At 32.2% G+C, this 15,732-nt stretch carries 15 protein-coding genes; 8 read left to right on the top strand and 7 right to left on the bottom strand.

The window, feature by feature from the left end; genetic code table 11:
- Window positions 1-34: 34 nt before the first annotated feature.
- From CHB81_RS05050 to CHB81_RS05035, 4 genes are all read right to left on the bottom strand, one after another.
- The gene (locus tag CHB81_RS05050; RefSeq protein ID WP_089350801.1) at window positions 35-514 is read right to left on the bottom strand and encodes an FKBP-type peptidyl-prolyl cis-trans isomerase; all 480 of its coding nucleotides are present in this window, start codon (window positions 512-514) and stop codon (window positions 35-37) included.
- A gap of 53 nt (window positions 515-567) precedes the next feature.
- The gene (locus CHB81_RS05045) at window positions 568-1,572 is read right to left on the bottom strand and encodes a hypothetical protein (RefSeq protein ID WP_089350800.1); all 1,005 of its coding nucleotides are present in this window, start codon (window positions 1,570-1,572) and stop codon (window positions 568-570) included.
- Between the two features lie 267 nt (window positions 1,573-1,839).
- Entirely contained in the window at window positions 1,840-3,702 is a 1,863-nt protein-coding gene (locus CHB81_RS05040) for an ABC-F family ATP-binding cassette domain-containing protein (RefSeq protein ID WP_089350799.1), read from the bottom strand.
- Between the two features lie 93 nt (window positions 3,703-3,795).
- Complete coding sequence (locus CHB81_RS05035; RefSeq protein WP_089350798.1) at window positions 3,796-4,761, bottom strand: hypothetical protein; 966 nt, start codon at window positions 4,759-4,761, stop codon at window positions 3,796-3,798.
- 146 nt (window positions 4,762-4,907) lie between these two features.
- On the opposite strand from CHB81_RS05035, the gene CHB81_RS05030 reads away from it, so the two are divergent.
- Window positions 4,908-6,326: an undecaprenyl-phosphate glucose phosphotransferase gene (locus CHB81_RS05030; protein ID WP_089350797.1), complete on the top strand. Its 1,419-nt coding sequence runs from the start codon at window positions 4,908-4,910 to the stop codon at window positions 6,324-6,326.
- Here CHB81_RS05030 and CHB81_RS05025 read toward each other — a convergent pair whose 3' ends face one another.
- Window positions 6,327-7,064 (bottom strand): tyrosine-protein phosphatase, encoded by a 738-nt coding sequence (locus CHB81_RS05025; RefSeq protein WP_089350796.1) that lies wholly within the window; start codon window positions 7,062-7,064, stop codon window positions 6,327-6,329.
- 149 nt (window positions 7,065-7,213) lie between these two features.
- Here CHB81_RS05025 and CHB81_RS05020 point away from each other — a divergent pair, with 149 nt between their 5' ends.
- Window positions 7,214-8,407: a DUF5009 domain-containing protein gene (locus tag CHB81_RS05020; RefSeq protein ID WP_089350795.1), complete on the top strand. Its 1,194-nt coding sequence runs from the start codon at window positions 7,214-7,216 to the stop codon at window positions 8,405-8,407.
- A gap of 162 nt (window positions 8,408-8,569) precedes the next feature.
- Here the strand turns inward: CHB81_RS05020 and CHB81_RS05015 are convergent, their stop codons facing one another.
- On the bottom strand, window positions 8,570-8,971 hold the full coding sequence (locus CHB81_RS05015; RefSeq protein ID WP_089350794.1) for a hypothetical protein: 402 nt from the start codon (window positions 8,969-8,971) through the stop codon (window positions 8,570-8,572).
- 5 nt (window positions 8,972-8,976) lie between these two features.
- Window positions 8,977-9,570, bottom strand: coding sequence for a hypothetical protein (locus CHB81_RS05010; protein ID WP_089350793.1), 594 nt, complete (start codon window positions 9,568-9,570; stop codon window positions 8,977-8,979).
- A 141-nt stretch (window positions 9,571-9,711) separates the two neighbouring features.
- On the opposite strand from CHB81_RS05010, the gene CHB81_RS05005 reads away from it, so the two are divergent.
- The 6 genes from CHB81_RS05005 (at window position 9,712) to CHB81_RS04980 (ending at window position 15,529) form a co-directional block, all read left to right on the top strand.
- Window positions 9,712-10,893, top strand: a complete 1,182-nt coding sequence (locus CHB81_RS05005) for a hypothetical protein (RefSeq protein WP_254920969.1) — start codon at window positions 9,712-9,714, stop codon at window positions 10,891-10,893.
- Window positions 10,894-10,924: 31 nt separating this feature from the next.
- Window positions 10,925-12,088, top strand: coding sequence for a glycosyltransferase family 2 protein (locus tag CHB81_RS05000; RefSeq protein ID WP_089350792.1), 1,164 nt, complete (start codon window positions 10,925-10,927; stop codon window positions 12,086-12,088).
- 84 nt (window positions 12,089-12,172) lie between these two features.
- The gene (locus CHB81_RS04995) at window positions 12,173-13,498 is read left to right on the top strand and encodes a dihydrolipoamide acetyltransferase family protein (RefSeq protein WP_089350791.1); all 1,326 of its coding nucleotides are present in this window, start codon (window positions 12,173-12,175) and stop codon (window positions 13,496-13,498) included.
- Between the two features lie 217 nt (window positions 13,499-13,715).
- Window positions 13,716-14,486 carry a 3'-5' exonuclease gene (locus tag CHB81_RS04990; protein ID WP_089350790.1) on the top strand — a complete coding sequence of 257 codons (771 nt, stop codon included), beginning with the start codon at window positions 13,716-13,718 and terminating at the stop codon, window positions 14,484-14,486.
- Window positions 14,487-14,573: 87 nt separating this feature from the next.
- Window positions 14,574-15,185, top strand: coding sequence for a fumarylacetoacetate hydrolase family protein (locus CHB81_RS04985; protein WP_089350789.1), 612 nt, complete (start codon window positions 14,574-14,576; stop codon window positions 15,183-15,185).
- The gene (locus CHB81_RS04980; protein WP_089350788.1) at window positions 15,185-15,529 is read left to right on the top strand and encodes an Hpt domain-containing protein; all 345 of its coding nucleotides are present in this window, start codon (window positions 15,185-15,187) and stop codon (window positions 15,527-15,529) included. The genes CHB81_RS04985 and CHB81_RS04980 overlap by 1 nt, the downstream gene beginning before the upstream one ends.
- Window positions 15,530-15,732 lie beyond the last annotated feature (203 nt).

Here is a 15,732-nt window from a genome sequence, read left to right as displayed (position 1 = left end):
GTTGTGGTTTTTTAATGAGCTATTTTTAGGTTTTCTATTTGTTGACTTTAATTAATTTAACGTCAAAAACAAGTACTGAACCGCCTGGGATTCCATTATTAGTAAAACTTCCGTAGCCTAAATGTGACGGAACTAGTAAAATTCCACTTCCTCCTTCTTTAAACAAAGGAATACCTTCAGTCCAGCCTTTGATAGCTTTATTTAAATCAAAAGACAGACCTGCTGCGGTACTTTGATCGACGATTTTTCCACTTGTATAATAACCTTTGTAAGCTACAGTTACATTTGATGTTGCTGTTGGTTGTGCTCCTGTTCCGGGTTCATTGATAACATAGTATAAACCTGAATCACTTCTCTCGGCGTCTAGTTTATTTTTGGAAATATAAGCTATGATTTCTTTGTCGTTTTCCATAGTGTAATCCACTTTTGGCGGTTGTGTGACTGTCGGTTGTTCGTCACTATTGCAAGAAACAAAAAGTGTAAAAATTAATAGTGTAGATAAAAGGTGTTTCATGATTTTTTTTTAAAGGATGTAAATATAATGAATTAGGTATTTTATTTCAGGGCTTATTTGCAAATTATATATTCATAAAATGGTCTGGCTCCCATGGGGGGAACTACAAATGTGCCTTTATTAGATAATGTCATTGTAAAATCATGATTGTATTCTTCATTTGCATCAGCATTATGAAAAATGATTTTTCGTGTTTTTAATTTTTTGGATTGTATTTCGATATTTCCAATTTCATAACTTTTAAATACGAATGGTTTTTCTTTAAAATCCCAATAGGTAAATTCTTTTTTACCAAAATCGAGATAAGATTTATTTTCGGAATCACAGAATTTTTGCTGTTCTGTAATATAGTTTTCAATATCTTTTTTGGAATCAAAAGGGATGAAATCCGTCTGTGGATCACTATACGTAACGTCTTCAGTATAATCATAAGATAAGCCTACAATCTTTTTCTTTTCTTTTGTAATTGCAAAGTAGAAATTAAAAATTCGTTTTCCATCTATATCCATTGCACGTGCTCTGTAATTACATTTGTCTTCCAATGCATGATGGGATTTAAAAACACTATCCGAAAGATTTACATAACCATTATCAAAATCAGAGAGCTTGAACTTATTCTCATATTTTTCATAAAAAAAACCTGTTTTCTCAAATTGGGTATCGCCCAGATAAGTTGGAAATTTTTCAGAAGAAACGGTTGTGTGGATTTTAGTTTCAAACCATTCCGTATGACTCATTTTGTTACCGAAAATTATTAAAGGATAAGGACCGTCATAAAGATATTCGACAAAACCATCTTTTTCGTCAATGAACTTATTTATTTCTTTTTCATTATTAGTATTAAAAGCTTTTATAAAATCTTGAAAAAAGAGATTTAATTCGGCTTCTGATATTTCTTCCGGAGCTACAACCGTTTTTTGGACCGTATTTAGTTGTGTTGTATTTGGAATGTTTTTTTTAGGCGAATCACTTTTGAATGAAAAAAATAGTATAACAATTAATGCAAATGCAAAACCTATAATTAAGCTTAATTTTAAAATCTTGTTCTTCGATTCCATCTTTTTTATGTCGTGTAGTGTTGTTGAACCTTATTAGTGGTAATATTGTTCTTCTTTTTGTTTTACAGAATAGTTATTTTTTCTTCTGCTAAAATAGGTATTTACTATTGCAAATGATAAAAAAGACTTTATTTTTTGAAATGGTTTCTTGTTAATTTTGAATTACTTTTTTGAAAAAAAATAACCTCAATACTTTTAGTTATAACACTAATAGTATTGAGGTTCTTATAATATAAGTTTCTGTTTTTCCTTTCGGACGCTCGTGGATTATCCTTCAATCTTAGCCGAAAGCTCAAACCATCTTTCTTCTTTCTGGTCTATTTTATTGATAATGTTTTGTAATTCATTTGCTTTTTTCTCAATATCAGTATCGGCAACTTTTCCGTCAGAGAATAATTGTTCGATTTTAGTTTTGTCTATTTCTAAATCTTTTATTTCTCTTTCTAGTTTTTGATATTCTTTTTGTTCGTTGAAAGTCAGATTTCCTGTTGGATTATTTTGTTTCCAATCTTTCTTTTCGGCTTTGTTTTCTTCTTTTTGAGCAACATCAGCACTATCTTCATAAGCTCTAAAATCTGAGTAGTTTCCTGGGAAGCTTTCGATTTCTCCCTTTCCTCTAAAGATAAATAAGTGATCTACAATTTTATCCATAAAATAACGGTCGTGAGAAACTACCAATAAACATCCTGGGTAATCTAAAAGAAAACTTTCCAAAACATTTAATGTTACAATATCTAAATCGTTTGTAGGTTCATCCAGAATCAAAAAGTTAGGATTCTGAATTAAAACCGTACATAAATACAAACGTTTTAACTCACCACCACTTAATTTTTCGACAAAATCATATTGTTTTTTAGCGTCAAAAAGAAAACGTTCCAGCAATTGTGAAGCCGAAATCATTCGACCTTTTGCCAACGGAATAAACTCTCCGTATTCTTTAATAATATCTATAACACGCTGATTTGGTTTTGGATTAATTCCGCTTTGTGTGTAATATCCAACTTTTATAGTTTCGCCTTTTACAACGCGGCCACTATCTAACGGAATTGTTCCGGTAAGTAGATTTAAGAAAGTAGATTTTCCAGTTCCGTTTTTACCAATAATTCCGATACGTTCTCCACGTTGAAAATCAAAACTGAAATTATCCAGAATAACGTGATCCTTGAATTTTTTAGAAATTTTGTGAAGCTCGATAATTTTGCTTCCCATACGTTCCATATTAATTTCCAGTTCAACTTTATTTTCAAGACGACGGCTTTGTGCTTTTTCTTTAATTACATAAAAATCATCTTGGCGCGATTTTGATTTTGTAGTTCTGGCTTTTGGCTGACGACGCATCCACTCTAATTCTTTTACAAATAAGTTTTTGGCTTTGTCAACGCTGGCATTTTCAGAAGCAATTCTCTCTTCTTTTTTCTCTAAATAATAAGAGTAGTTTCCTTTGTATTGGTATAATTTACCGTTGTCAAGTTCTATGATTTCGTTACAAACACGCTCCAAGAAGAAACGGTCGTGCGTAACCATAAACAAGGTGATATTTTCTTTTGCAAAATAACTTTCCAGCCATTCGATCATTTCAAGATCCAAGTGATTGGTTGGCTCATCAAGAATTAATAAATCAGGGCGATTAATTAAAATGATTGCTAATGAAAGACGCTTCTTTTGTCCTCCCGAAAGATTTTTTACTTTAAGTTTAAAATCTTCCAGTTTTAATTTGAATAAAATCTGCTTGTATTGCGTTTCAAAATCCCATGCGTTATGCTGATCCATTCCGTCAAAAGCTTTTTGATAAGCTTCTTCGTCGTCTGGATTTTCAAGAGCTTTTTCGTAAGCTTCAATAACTTTAAGTGTTTCATTGTCTGATGCAAAAATGCTTTCTTCAATAGATAACTCGTCTTGTAAATTATTGTCTTGCGAAAGAAATGCCATTCGGATTCCTTTTCTCAAAACTACCTGACCAGTATCTGGTTCATCCAAACCATTGATAATACTCATAATGGTCGTTTTTCCTGAACCATTTTTAGCTATAAAAGCAATTTTTTGGTCTTTATTGATTCCAAATGAGATATTGTCAAAAAGCGTTCTTTCGCCAAATGACTTCGATATATTTTCTACAGATAAGTAATTCACTTTGTAAAATATGAGTTATAAATTATAAGTTATGAATGTTTTACAAAACATAACTTTTTTGCAAAAGTAAACTTTTATATTACCATTTACGAATTATTTATGGAGATAGGAACCCAATATAGAAGTTAAGTCAATACGATGAATTTGTTGCGGAACATTAATTATCGGTTTCCGAACCAACGATTCGTTTGTCAGATAATAATGCAAACCATCATTGGTCGCAATACCTTCAATTTGAATAATGGGTAATTTTATCGTAATCCTTCGTTTGTTTCCGGATAAAAAATCATTGTTTTTATAATCATATAAAAGATATAAAAATGGTTTTCCGAGTTTAGAATAACCACAAAGAGCCAGGAGCTTTTTTGACTGTAAATATGTAGCTCCGGTGACTAAACCTTTTGTGTCAAGTGTGTCTTTTAGTTGTGCAACGTGATTACCGGATCTGTTTGGCAGCGCATAAATACTAGTTTTGGAGGTGCTCCATTCTTTGGTAAACAAATAAATAGTGTCTTTGCTAACAATAAAAGCTTCACAGTCAAAATTGGTTGTGTTTTGTTTTTTTGGAGAAAAATCAGCTTGATTAGCGTATTGAAATGAAATTTTTTCAATGTTTGGATTTCCCTCTAAGAAAGATTTTTTTTCTATTTTTAAAATATGTAGATCTGTTCTGTTTCCGGCATAATTATTTCCAAAATCACCAATGTATATATGTGTACTATCTTGCGAAATTTCTTCCCAGTCATTGTTTTTTACTTTGTCTAAAACTATTTTTCTTTTGATATTTCCTAATGTGTCTAATCCATAAATAGTTTTATCATGATCATCGTTATGTGTCCATAATAAATTATTGAATAAAATTAATCCGGAAGTTTCTTTGATCGAGTCGGATATTTTATTAGAATATGTCGGTTTAATTTTGATTAAAGCATATTGACAGCTTCCATTATTTATAGTTGTTAATGGATTATAGTTTTTTGAAAGTGGATCTGTACAGCCTGAAATTTGTGCATTTACTGAAGATAAAATCAGGAAAAAAAATAGAATTGTTTTAAACATAATCTGCAATATTAAATCTGCAAGTTATAAAAGTAAACTTTTAAAGAATAGATTCTAATTAACACGGAAAAATGTAATTAAAATATTATTTTGCACTGCTTTTTTGAATTGAATTTTATTTTTCAAATTAAGCATAAAATACCAACATGAAAATTCTACAACAACTATCACATTATCGTTTTTCGCGCTATTTTAAACTTTTATTTGTTTTAGTAGATGTAGTATTATTGAATCTGGCGACTATTTTGTCTGCATTAGTCAGATTTGGAAATTTGGACAAGCTTTTATCGAAAGAAGAAAGAACAGTTTCGTTATTGGCAATTTTAATTTGGATAGCGTTATTGCTTCAAAATGATTCCAACAGAAGTATAAGGGTCGAGCCTATAGAATCTATATTAGTCCGAACAATAAAGAAGTTGGTAATTCACGCTGCTTTAATTTCGGTTTTTGTTGTTTATTTAAAATATACAGACATTTCACGATTAAGATTAGTTAGTTTTTATTTGATTTTCTTCGGATTACTTATGATTACCCGTTATTTATCAATGAAACTTTTAAAATATATCCGGACACAAGGATATAATTTTAAAACTTTTATCGTGGTGGGAGCTAACGAATCGGGAGAAAAAATACGCAGGATATTGGCTAAAGATTTAACTTATGGATATCGTTTTTTAGGTTTTTTTGATGATAATATAAATCCTCAAATTATTGATTCTTCTTCTGTTTTGGGAGGTTTTGATGCTATTCGTGAATTTGTTTCCGAAAAACAAATAGATGAAATGTATGTGGCGCTACATATTGATAATATTGAAATTATTAATGAGCTAACCAGAATTTGTGAGCAAAGTATGGTACGTATTAAGTTTATTCCTGATTTTCAATTGTACACAAAATCAAGTAAAGTTGAGGTTACCTTTTATGAAAATACGCCTGTATTGATGTTTCGAACAGAGCCTTTAGAATTTGCAGTAAACAGATTGGCAAAAAAAGCTTTTGATGTTATTTTTTCGGTTTTTGTAATCTTGTTAATATTTCCGTGGTTGTTTCCTATTATAATGCTGATTATTAAAATAGAGTCGCCGGGGCCAGTATTTTTTAAACAAGAAAGATCTGGTCGTGACAACAGAACTTTTATGTGTTATAAATTTAGAAGCATGTATGTTAACGGTTTGGCTCATAAGAAACAAGCCGAAAGAGGAGATCAACGTATTACTAAATTTGGTGCTTTTATTCGTAAAACAAGTATTGATGAGCTGCCTCAGTTTTTTAATGTTTTTTATGGAGACATGTCGGTAGTAGGACCAAGACCTCATATGGTAAATCTTGCGAAAGAATACAGTGATTTGATCAATAATTATTTAGTGCGTCAATACGCTAAACCCGGAATTACAGGCTGGGCGCAAGTCAATGGTTATAGGGGAGAAACCAAAGTATTGAGCGATATGGAAAATAGGGTCGAATATGATATCTGGTATATTGAAAACTGGAGCTTATTATTAGATATGAAAATCATTATAAAAACGGTTATCAATATTTTTAAAGGCGAAGAAAACGCGTATTGATTAACGTTTAAAAAAATGATTATTAGCAATTACTTCTTTCAGATTAGAGACGCTGTTTATTTTAATCTTGTTGCTAAAAGAGGCAATATGCTTCATATTATGAACATCTGTTCCAGCAAAATCGTACATTCCTTTTTTTAGAAGTTCTTCTGTAATTTTAGCTATTCTCTCCCCATAATAACCAACGGTCGACAGTAAATTCAATTGAAAAAGACAGCCTGCTTTTTTTAGCTTTTCGTATTCACTAAAGTTTTTATGGTAAAAGGTATAGCGTTCCGGATGTGCCAAAACCGGAATGTAACCTGCAACTTGCAAATCAAATAATGTTTTATACAATTGTATTGGAGCATTGAGATAAGACATTTCTACCAATACATAATTGTCTTTTAATGTTAGAAGTTTTTTTTCTTTAAAATAATTTTCAAACGAATCATCCATTAAATATTCGGCTGCGGCGCGAAAAGGAATTTCTAAATTATTTTCTTCCAGTAAAAGCTTTGTTTTTTTATGATTTTCTGTGATAGTTTCCGGAGAGTTATTCCAGATATAGTGACTAATATGGGGTGTGGTTGTAAATTGAGAAAAACCCATATCCTGAAAAGCCTTTGTAAGATGTATGGTCTCTTTAATGGTCTTGGCTCCATCGTCAATACCGGGTAGTAAATGGGAATGAATATCAATAAAGCCTTCGGAAATAAGGTCCTTTAAGTGTGGTTTGGATTTAAAGAATGATAACATAGATGCAAAAGTAAAAAAAATGTAAGGATTTTCAAGGGTATTAATGAGAGGATTTATTTAAAACGATTTCCGGCACATTTGTTACAGAAACCTAATTTGACATTCCGGCTATTAGTTTATATTTGTTACTATTAATACGGTGAAATTTTATGAGAATTAAAGAGAATTTATACAATCAAAGGATTATTTCGATAGATGCTTTACGCGGAATCACCATTTTTATAATGATTTTTGTAAATGAACTGGCAAGTATTATAGATGTACCGCAATGGATGAAACATATGCCCGCTGATGCAGATGCTATGACTTTTGTTGATGTGGTTTTTCCTGCCTTTTTGTTTATTGTGGGTATGTCAATTCCGTTTGCATTTAATGCCAGATTATTAAAAGGAGATAGCGCCAAAACAATTTGGACACATACATTAAAAAGAGCATTGGCTCTAATTATCATAGGTGTTTTTATGGTTAATGCTGCAGAAGGATATGATGAGACTAAAATGATAATTTTACCTGCATTTTGGGGACTTCTTGCCTATGCAATGCCTATCCCAATTTGGAATAAATACGCAAAAGACTTTCCGGTTTGGATAAAAAACACACTTCAATATGGTGGGATGTTGGTATTAGTAGCGTTATACTTTTTATACGTGCAGGAAGGTACCGGCGCAATTGGTATGACGCCAAAATGGTGGGGAATTCTAGGTTTAATAGGTTGGGCTTATCTGATTACGGTAATTTACTACTGGTTAGTTTCAGGAAGATTATGGGCTATGATTGTTTTTTTGATTGTTTGCGTAATTGCAAATTCTCTTAATTTGACAGAAGGATCTTTTATACAGCAAACATCATGGTTAAACTTCATCGCCGGACATTTAACAGATGCTTCATTAGTAAGTGCAGGAGTTGTAATTTCGTTATTGTTTTTTGATCGAAAAGTAGCAGCCAAAATTAATTGGGCTGTAATAGGTTTTGCTGTTTTGTTTTTTGTGACGGGTTATTTATTAAGACCATATTTCGGAATTTCAAAAATAAAAGGAACTCCATCCTGGACCATGTTTTCGGCTACGATTTGTACGGTATTATTCTATTTTCTGTATTGGTTGATGGAAATTAAAAAACAAACCAAATGGAGCAATTTCTTTATCCCGGCAGCAGCAAATCCATTGTTGATTTATATTTTGCCAGGAGTAATTTATTATTTCTGTAAAACTTTAAACATTCATATTATTCCGGGATATTTCCGTGTAGGAGTTCCGGGAATTATCTGGTCATTAGTTTTTTCTACAATAATGTTGTTTGTAATGAAATTATGTAATAAGTATAAAATTCAATTACACTTATAAAAGGGAATTTAACCCCAAAGTTCACAAAGATTTACGCAAAGTTTTAAAAACAAAGCTTTGCGAACTTTGCGTTTGCTAAAAATGATCTAAGAGAAAAAACTTTGCGGACTTTGCGGTTAAATAGTCTCATTTCAACTTGAAACTTGAAACCTGAAACCATTTTTAACGAATTCTTTTAAACGAAATTGGTCCGGTTCTTTTTTTATTGTCTACAAAAGTACCTTCAAGGGTGTTTCCGTCTTCAGATAATGTTAGGGTATGAGTTCCTGCAGTTGCCCAACCTTTAATAGGTAAAGTAACATCTACTGTATAACCAATTGTGTTTCCAATTCGTTTTCCGGTGCCGCTTTCTACAAATTTTTGCCCTTTCCATTCTAAATAATGCGAGAAAATAACTTTTCCGTTTTGCTCAGATATAATGGCAACAGCATTTTGAACGCCGGGATTTATATCTTCCCAAACACCATTAATATCAATTTTTGATTTTGCAGATTTATTTTGGCTATAGCCAAAATTTGAATATAATACAGTAATAAAAAGCAGTAATAAAAGTCTTGTTTTCATATTTTTTAATTTTGAACTATAACTGATTTAATTTCTAAAAATGCTCCTGAAACCGGATTGTAATTCACAAAATTGAATTTACAAAGATTATGAATATCTAAAAGTTTTCCGTTTGACAATCCGTCTTGTTTAAAGTCTGACCACGGAATTTTAATGGTTACAAATTTCTTTGGAGAAGCCGCAATGTCAACTCTCGGATGCGAACTGCCATGCACACAGCCAGTCCCTTCGTTATTTCCCTCTCTGGCTTGCAATTTTGTAAGATGAGAGGATTTATAGGTAATACTTACGAATTTTGAACTATCAGATAAGTTTGTTGGACGACCATCATTTGAACCTGATACCGTAATCATGACATTCAATTCAATTTCTCCAACTGGATTATCTTTGGCAGTTACCCTAATAATTCCTTCTTTTTCTCGAATCGCATTAATTGTTCCCTGATTTTCTTCGGCAGGGCCAGCAATATACCAAGTAGAAGATTTTACGAGATCTTTATCTGTGTTTAAATGATCTTGTGCTAAAACAAAACCAGATGTCAAAAAGATTGTTAATATCAGAAGAAAAGAATCAATTAGAATCGGTGTTTTGTTTTTCATAGAAAACTATTTTGGTTCAAAATCAAAAATATAGTTTTTTATAATCTGTTTTAGTTTTCTTTTTTTATTATTTCTAAAATTAGCTTCTGTTTTAAATTAAATTTTAAATTTGTAAGAAGTTGTTTCTGAAAACCTTACGAAATGAAAAGTATAAAATCGCTAATAATTTTATTTTTCCTTTTATTTATGCCATTTTGTTATTCGCAAAATGACACAATTCAAAATAACCAAAGAGATATTTTAGATGTTTTGTATAAACTATTTAAAAAGAACGATTCAATAGCAAGAAAAGATAAAAAACTGGCCTTTTCGTTATTACCGGCTCCAGCTGGAGCAAATTCAGAAAATGGGCTTGTAGTTTCTTTTTTAACCACTTTTTATCTGGGCGAAGATCATGAAACGACCAATATGTCACAGATTACTTTCTCGCCTTATTTTAGTTTTAGTAACCAGTATGTTTTCCCAATTCAGTCCTATATATATACCAAAGACAATAAATGGAATTTTATTGGCGATTATCGTTACTTAATTTATCCACAGCTTACTTACGGATTAGGTGATCACAATACAAAAGAAGAAATGTCGACTTTAGATTATCAACAATGGCGTTTTTATCAATTTGTTACTCGAAAGGTTATTGGTGATTTTCGATTAGGTGTGGGATTGTTGTTTGACAATTATAAAAATATCTCGGAGAAATCAGATATTGATGAACCAACAGATTATGTGAAATATATGAACGGAGATTTTTCAGATGAAACTTCATTCGGATATGCCTTTCAGGGTTTGTATGATTCGAGAAAAAATACGGTTAATCCAGAACAAGGACTTTACGTTGAAGCCGATTTCAGGATAAATACAAGTGGGGTACTAGGCGATAAATGGCAATCGTTGTATGTTGATGCCCGAAAATACCATTCGTTTAGTAAATACAAACACAGGGTTTGGGCTTCACGTGCTTTTTATTGGTCTACTTTTGGCGGAAAGCCACATTATCTTGATTTGCCAAGTATTGGCTGGGATCGTGATGGAAGAACGGGGCGTGGTTTTACCAAAAACAGATATCGTAGTAACGCATTGATGTATTTTGAAACAGAATATAGAACTGATATAACCAGAAATGGTTTTTTTGGTGCTGTATTTTTTGGTAATATTTCGTCAGTTTCAAAGTTAGATACCTATAAATTTGACAAATGGCATCCCGCCGTTGGAACCGGAATTCGAATTAAGTGGAATAAGAAGAATAATAGTAATTTGGCTCTGGATTACGGAATCAGTAAAAACGATTGGTCTTTACGGTTGGGATTATCTGAAAATTTCTAACTTTCCGAAAAATTCACAGTAAAAATTCTTCATGCAATTATCCGTAATTATTCTTAATTATAATGTGCGTTACTTTCTGGAACAATGTGTTTTAAGTGTTCAGGAAGCGCTTTCGACTCTTGATGCCGAAATTATTGTAATTGATAATAATTCCTCTGATGATAGTTGTGAGATGATGCAAAATAAATTTCCAAGGATAAAATTGATTGAAAATAAAGTCAATTTTGGCTTTCCAAAAGGAAATAATATTGGAGTTTCTCAAGCTCAGGGAAAATACATTTGCATCTTAAATCCCGATACAGTTGTCGCAGAAGATACGTTTATTAAAATTTTGGCTTTCGCCGAAAGGCAAGCAGATTTAGGAATTATAGGCTGCAAGTTAATTGATGGAACAGGCAATTTTCTGCCGGAAAGCAAACGCGGAGTTCCAATACCTTGGGTTGCTTTTACAAAGATTTTTGGTTTGTATAAAATTTTTCCAAAAACAAATCTTTTCAATCAATATTATGCACAACATTTAGATGAAAATGAAACCGGAAAAGTTGATATTCTGGTTGGAGCTTTTATGTTTCTAAAACGCGATTTATATCTGGAACTAGAAGGTTTTGACGAGGAATGTTTTATGTATGCAGATGATATTGATTTGTCGTATCGTGTTTTGCAAAAACAAAAAACAAATTATTATTTTCATGAAACAACCGTTTTGCATTATAAAGGAGAAAGTACAGTGAAAGACGAAAAGTATATGAAGCGTTTTCAGGAAGCGATGAATTTCTTTTACCAAAAGCATTTTAAGAAATCGTGGTTTTTTACTTTTTTTATCCAAATTGGCATTTGGTTTTTCTCTTTTGTAAAAATGTTTCAGGGAAAAGTTAAGTCAAAACTGTTGCCTGAAAGTTTCATTTTTTACTCGGAAAATAAAATTTTGTCTGAAAAATTACCTTCTATTTTAAAAAATAAAGTACTGTTTTTAGATTTCAAAAAAGAAAAAATGGTAAATTCGTGGCAGGTTTTTAAGGGTAAAAGAGGGGAGATTATTTTGGATAATCAGTATGTTTCGTTCAAAAAATGTATCAAAATCATAGAAACTCTTAAAGATAAGAACATTACTTTTAAGATTTTTCCCAAAAATACCAATTTTATTATTGGAAGCAATTCCCGGAACGACAGAGGGCAAATTATAAAAATTGAGTAAAAAATTATATTAAGTGTAATTTATATTTAAAATATTCAGTAATTTCGCAATCAGAAAATCAAAATCATCCTTTAGATTAACAATATGGCAAGATTTGAATTAAAGCTTCCTAAAATGGGAGAAAGTGTCGCTGAAGCAACTATTACAAACTGGTTGAAAGAAGTTGGAGACAAAATTGAAGCTGATGAAGCAGTACTGGAAATTGCAACTGATAAGGTTGATAGTGAAGTGCCAAGCGAAGTATCAGGAATTTTGATCGAACAATTGTTCGGTAAAGATGATTTAGTTCAGGTTGGACAGACCATTGCAATTATTGAAACAGAAGGTGACGCGCCAGCAGCAAAAGCTGAAGAAACTGTTGCGCCAGTTGAGGTTGCTGCAATTGAAGCAACAATTGAAACTGCAAAAGAAACAGTTAGTGCTCCACAAGATTTTTCAGGATCTGATAAATTCTTTTCTCCGTTAGTAAAAAATATTGCGAAAGAAGAAGGTATTTCTGTTGCTGAGTTAGAAAATCTTGCAGGTTCAGGAAAAGATGGTCGCGTAACGAAAGAAGATATCTTAAAATATATTGAAAACCGTAAATCAGGAATCGTAGAAACTCCAAAAGCGGTTGTTCAGGCTCCAAAAGTGGCCGAGCCAGTAGTTCAGGCAGCTCCGGTTCAAAAAAGTCAACAAGCAGTTCCGGTTTCTGTAAATGGAGGTGATGAAATCATTGAAATGGACAGAATGCGTAAACTGATTTCAGGTTATATGGTAGCTTCGGTACAAACATCTGCTCACGTACAATCGTTTATTGAAGTTGACGTAACAAATATTGTAAAATGGAGAGAAAAAGTTAAAACTGCTTTCGAGAAAAGGGAAGGTGAGAAATTGACTTTTACGCCAATTATGATGGAGGCGGTTGCAAAAGCATTAAAAGATTTCCCTGGAATGAATATTTCTGTTGATGGAGATTATATCATCAAAAAGAAAAATATAAACTTAGGAATGGCTGCGGCTTTGCCAAACGGAAACTTAATTGTTCCGGTAATTAAAAATGCGGATCAGTTAAATCTTGTTGGAATGGCAAAAGCGGTTAATGATTTAGGAAACCGTGCAAAAGCAGGAAAACTTAAACCAGACGATACACAAGGCGGAACTTATACGGTGACGAATGTGGGAACTTTTGGAAGTGTTTTTGGAACGCCAATTATCAATCAGCCTCAAGTTGGAATTCTGGCTCTTGGTGCGATTCGTAAAGTGCCTGCGGTTATCGAAACTCCGGAAGGTGATTTTATCGGAATTCGTCAAAAAATGTTCTTATCACATTCTTACGATCATAGAGTTGTTGATGGTGCTTTAGGTGGAAGTTTTGTGAAACGAGTAGCAGAATACTTAGAAGCTTTTGATGTAGACAGAGATTTCTAAAATCATAATAGATATAAATTCAAACCTGGGAAATTTTAATAATTTTCCGGGTTTTTTGTTTTGTGAGAAAAGGTTAAGAAATGAATAGAAGGTTACTTTAAGAATGAATTCAAACGTTAAAATGTCGAAATTGCATTCCTTTTTGTTTAAAAAAATCCAGAATAAAAGAGGAAATTCGGCTTTAAAAATTACATTTGTAATCTTATAAAAATTAAAAATGGAACTCAAACTCAACAAACCAATTTGCTTTTTTGATCTTGAAACAACCGGAATTGACATCGGTAAAGATCGAATTGTAGAAATTTCGATATTTAAAGTTTTTCCAAACGGAAATAAAGAAAGTAAAACATGGTTGGTAAATCCAACGATTCCAATTCCGCCGCAAACTACCGCTGTTCATGGTATCACAGACGAAAAAGTAGCAAACGAACCTACTTTTGCAGAACTGGCACCACAGGTTCATAGCATGATTAAAGATAGTGATCTGGGAGGGTTTAATTCAGATCGTTTTGATATTCCGTTGTTGGCGGAAGAATTGCTTCGCGCCGGAGTTGATTTTGATATGAAAAATAAAGTTTCGGTCGATGTGCAAACTATTTTTCATAAAATGGAAGAACGTACCTTAAGTGCAGCATTGAAATTTTATTGTGGAAAAAGTCTTGAAAATGCGCATTCGGCAGAAGCAGATACCATGGCAACATACGAAATCTTAAAAGCGCAATTAGATCGTTATCCGGAATTAGAAAATGATATGAAATCATTGTCTGAATTTACAACCCGTAAAAAAATCGCTGATTTTGCCGGAATGATTGCTTTTGATGCAGACAACGAAGAAGTTTTTACCTTCGGAAAACATAAAGGAGTAAAAGTTGATAAGGTATTGGAATCAGAGCCGGGGTATTTCAGCTGGATTCAAAACGCCGATTTTCCTTTATATACCAAGAAAGTCTTGACGGCAATTAAATTAAGAAAGTTAAATACTAAATAAGGTTCTAAGTTACTAAGACTCTAAGATGCTAAGTTTTGTATGGTTTCTTAGAGTCTTAGTAACTTAGCGACTTAGAGACTATAAAAAATGAAGATAATTTGTATCGGTAGAAATTATACCAATCATATCGAAGAATTAAAAAACGAACGTCCAACAGAACCAGTAGTTTTTATGAAACCCGATTCGGCGGTTTTATTAAAGCAGCATCCGTTTGTAATTCCAGAATTTTCTGAAGAAATTCATCACGAAATAGAAATAATTGTTAAAATTAATAAGGTAGGAAAGTATATCGAGCCTAAATTTGCTCATAAGTATTACGATGAAATAAGTGTAGGTATAGATTTTACAGCCAGAGATTTACAGGATAAATTAAAAGCAAAAGGATTGCCTTGGGAAAAAGCAAAAGCGTTTGATGGCTCTGCTGTTATTGGAGATTTTTTGCCAAAAACTGATTTTGTTTCTATGGAAAATCTTACATTTGAGTTGACAAACAATTCTCAAACCGTTCAAAAAGGCAATACTAGTTTAATGCTTTGGAAAATTGACGAGCTAATTTCTTATGTATCGCAGTATTTTACATTAAAAATAGGCGATATTATTTTTACAGGTACGCCTGAAGGAGTTGCGGCAGTGAAACCAAATGATGTTTTAGAGGGCTTTTTAGAAGATAAAAAATTATTTAGAATACAAGTAAAATAATGGCTTTAAAATACAACCTTTCGAAAGTATATGCGCTTTCAGATAATGATCCTGAATTTGTAAATGAAATTCTAAAATTATTTGTTACCGAAGTTCCTGAAGATTTAAAACAAATCAAAGAAGGAATTAAAAAAAAGGACCACAAATATGCTTACTCTTACGCGCATAAAATAAAACCTACATTGGATTTGATGGGGTTAAATGTAGCTTTTGAAGAAATTCTTCAAGTTGAAGCATGGACAAAAGCTGAAGGCAAGAAAAAAGAAATTGTCGAAACTTTTAAGAGTATTAAATTACAGGTAAAAGAGGCAATAAAAGAAATCAAAAAAGACTTTGATTTGTAAGATATGGGCGTGACTCTATTTTTGTCCTTTTTAAATTAGGTCAAAAATAGAGTCGGGTTATTCGCTATATCTTTTGTTTCTGAAAAATTCATTAAGCGAGCATTTGTCGTTTGTCACAAAAGGATGCCGTTTCTACCCCTCACGCAAAATCGTTGCGACAACAACCTTCTTTATAATAATGACTTACAATTCAGTAAGTAAAT

It is taken from the genome of Flavobacterium sp. ov086 (assembly GCF_900187965.1).
GTDB lineage: Bacteria > Bacteroidota > Bacteroidia > Flavobacteriales > Flavobacteriaceae > Flavobacterium.
The sequence above is the reverse complement of the archived record's forward strand: the minus strand, read 5'-3'. Positions and strand labels throughout refer to the sequence as shown.

Coding starts and splice junctions, on each gene's coding strand:
- CHB81_RS05050 (WP_089350801.1), bottom strand. CDS start 514: ATGAAACACCTTTTATCTACACTATTAATTTTTACACTTTTTGTTTCT.
- CHB81_RS05045 (WP_089350800.1), bottom strand. CDS start 1,572: ATGGAATCGAAGAACAAGATTTTAAAATTAAGCTTAATTATAGGTTTT.
- CHB81_RS05035 (WP_089350798.1), bottom strand. CDS start 4,761: ATGTTTAAAACAATTCTATTTTTTTTCCTGATTTTATCTTCAGTAAAT.
- CHB81_RS05030 (WP_089350797.1), top strand. CDS start 4,908: ATGAAAATTCTACAACAACTATCACATTATCGTTTTTCGCGCTATTTT.
- CHB81_RS05025 (WP_089350796.1), bottom strand. CDS start 7,064: ATGTTATCATTCTTTAAATCCAAACCACACTTAAAGGACCTTATTTCC.
- CHB81_RS05020 (WP_089350795.1), top strand. CDS start 7,214: ATGAGAATTAAAGAGAATTTATACAATCAAAGGATTATTTCGATAGAT.
- CHB81_RS05015 (WP_089350794.1), bottom strand. CDS start 8,971: ATGAAAACAAGACTTTTATTACTGCTTTTTATTACTGTATTATATTCA.
- CHB81_RS05010 (WP_089350793.1), bottom strand. CDS start 9,570: ATGAAAAACAAAACACCGATTCTAATTGATTCTTTTCTTCTGATATTA.
- CHB81_RS05005 (WP_254920969.1), top strand. CDS start 9,712: ATGAAAAGTATAAAATCGCTAATAATTTTATTTTTCCTTTTATTTATG.
- CHB81_RS05000 (WP_089350792.1), top strand. CDS start 10,925: ATGCAATTATCCGTAATTATTCTTAATTATAATGTGCGTTACTTTCTG.
- CHB81_RS04995 (WP_089350791.1), top strand. CDS start 12,173: ATGGCAAGATTTGAATTAAAGCTTCCTAAAATGGGAGAAAGTGTCGCT.
- CHB81_RS04990 (WP_089350790.1), top strand. CDS start 13,716: ATGGAACTCAAACTCAACAAACCAATTTGCTTTTTTGATCTTGAAACA.
- CHB81_RS04985 (WP_089350789.1), top strand. CDS start 14,574: ATGAAGATAATTTGTATCGGTAGAAATTATACCAATCATATCGAAGAA.
- CHB81_RS04980 (WP_089350788.1), top strand. CDS start 15,185: ATGGCTTTAAAATACAACCTTTCGAAAGTATATGCGCTTTCAGATAAT.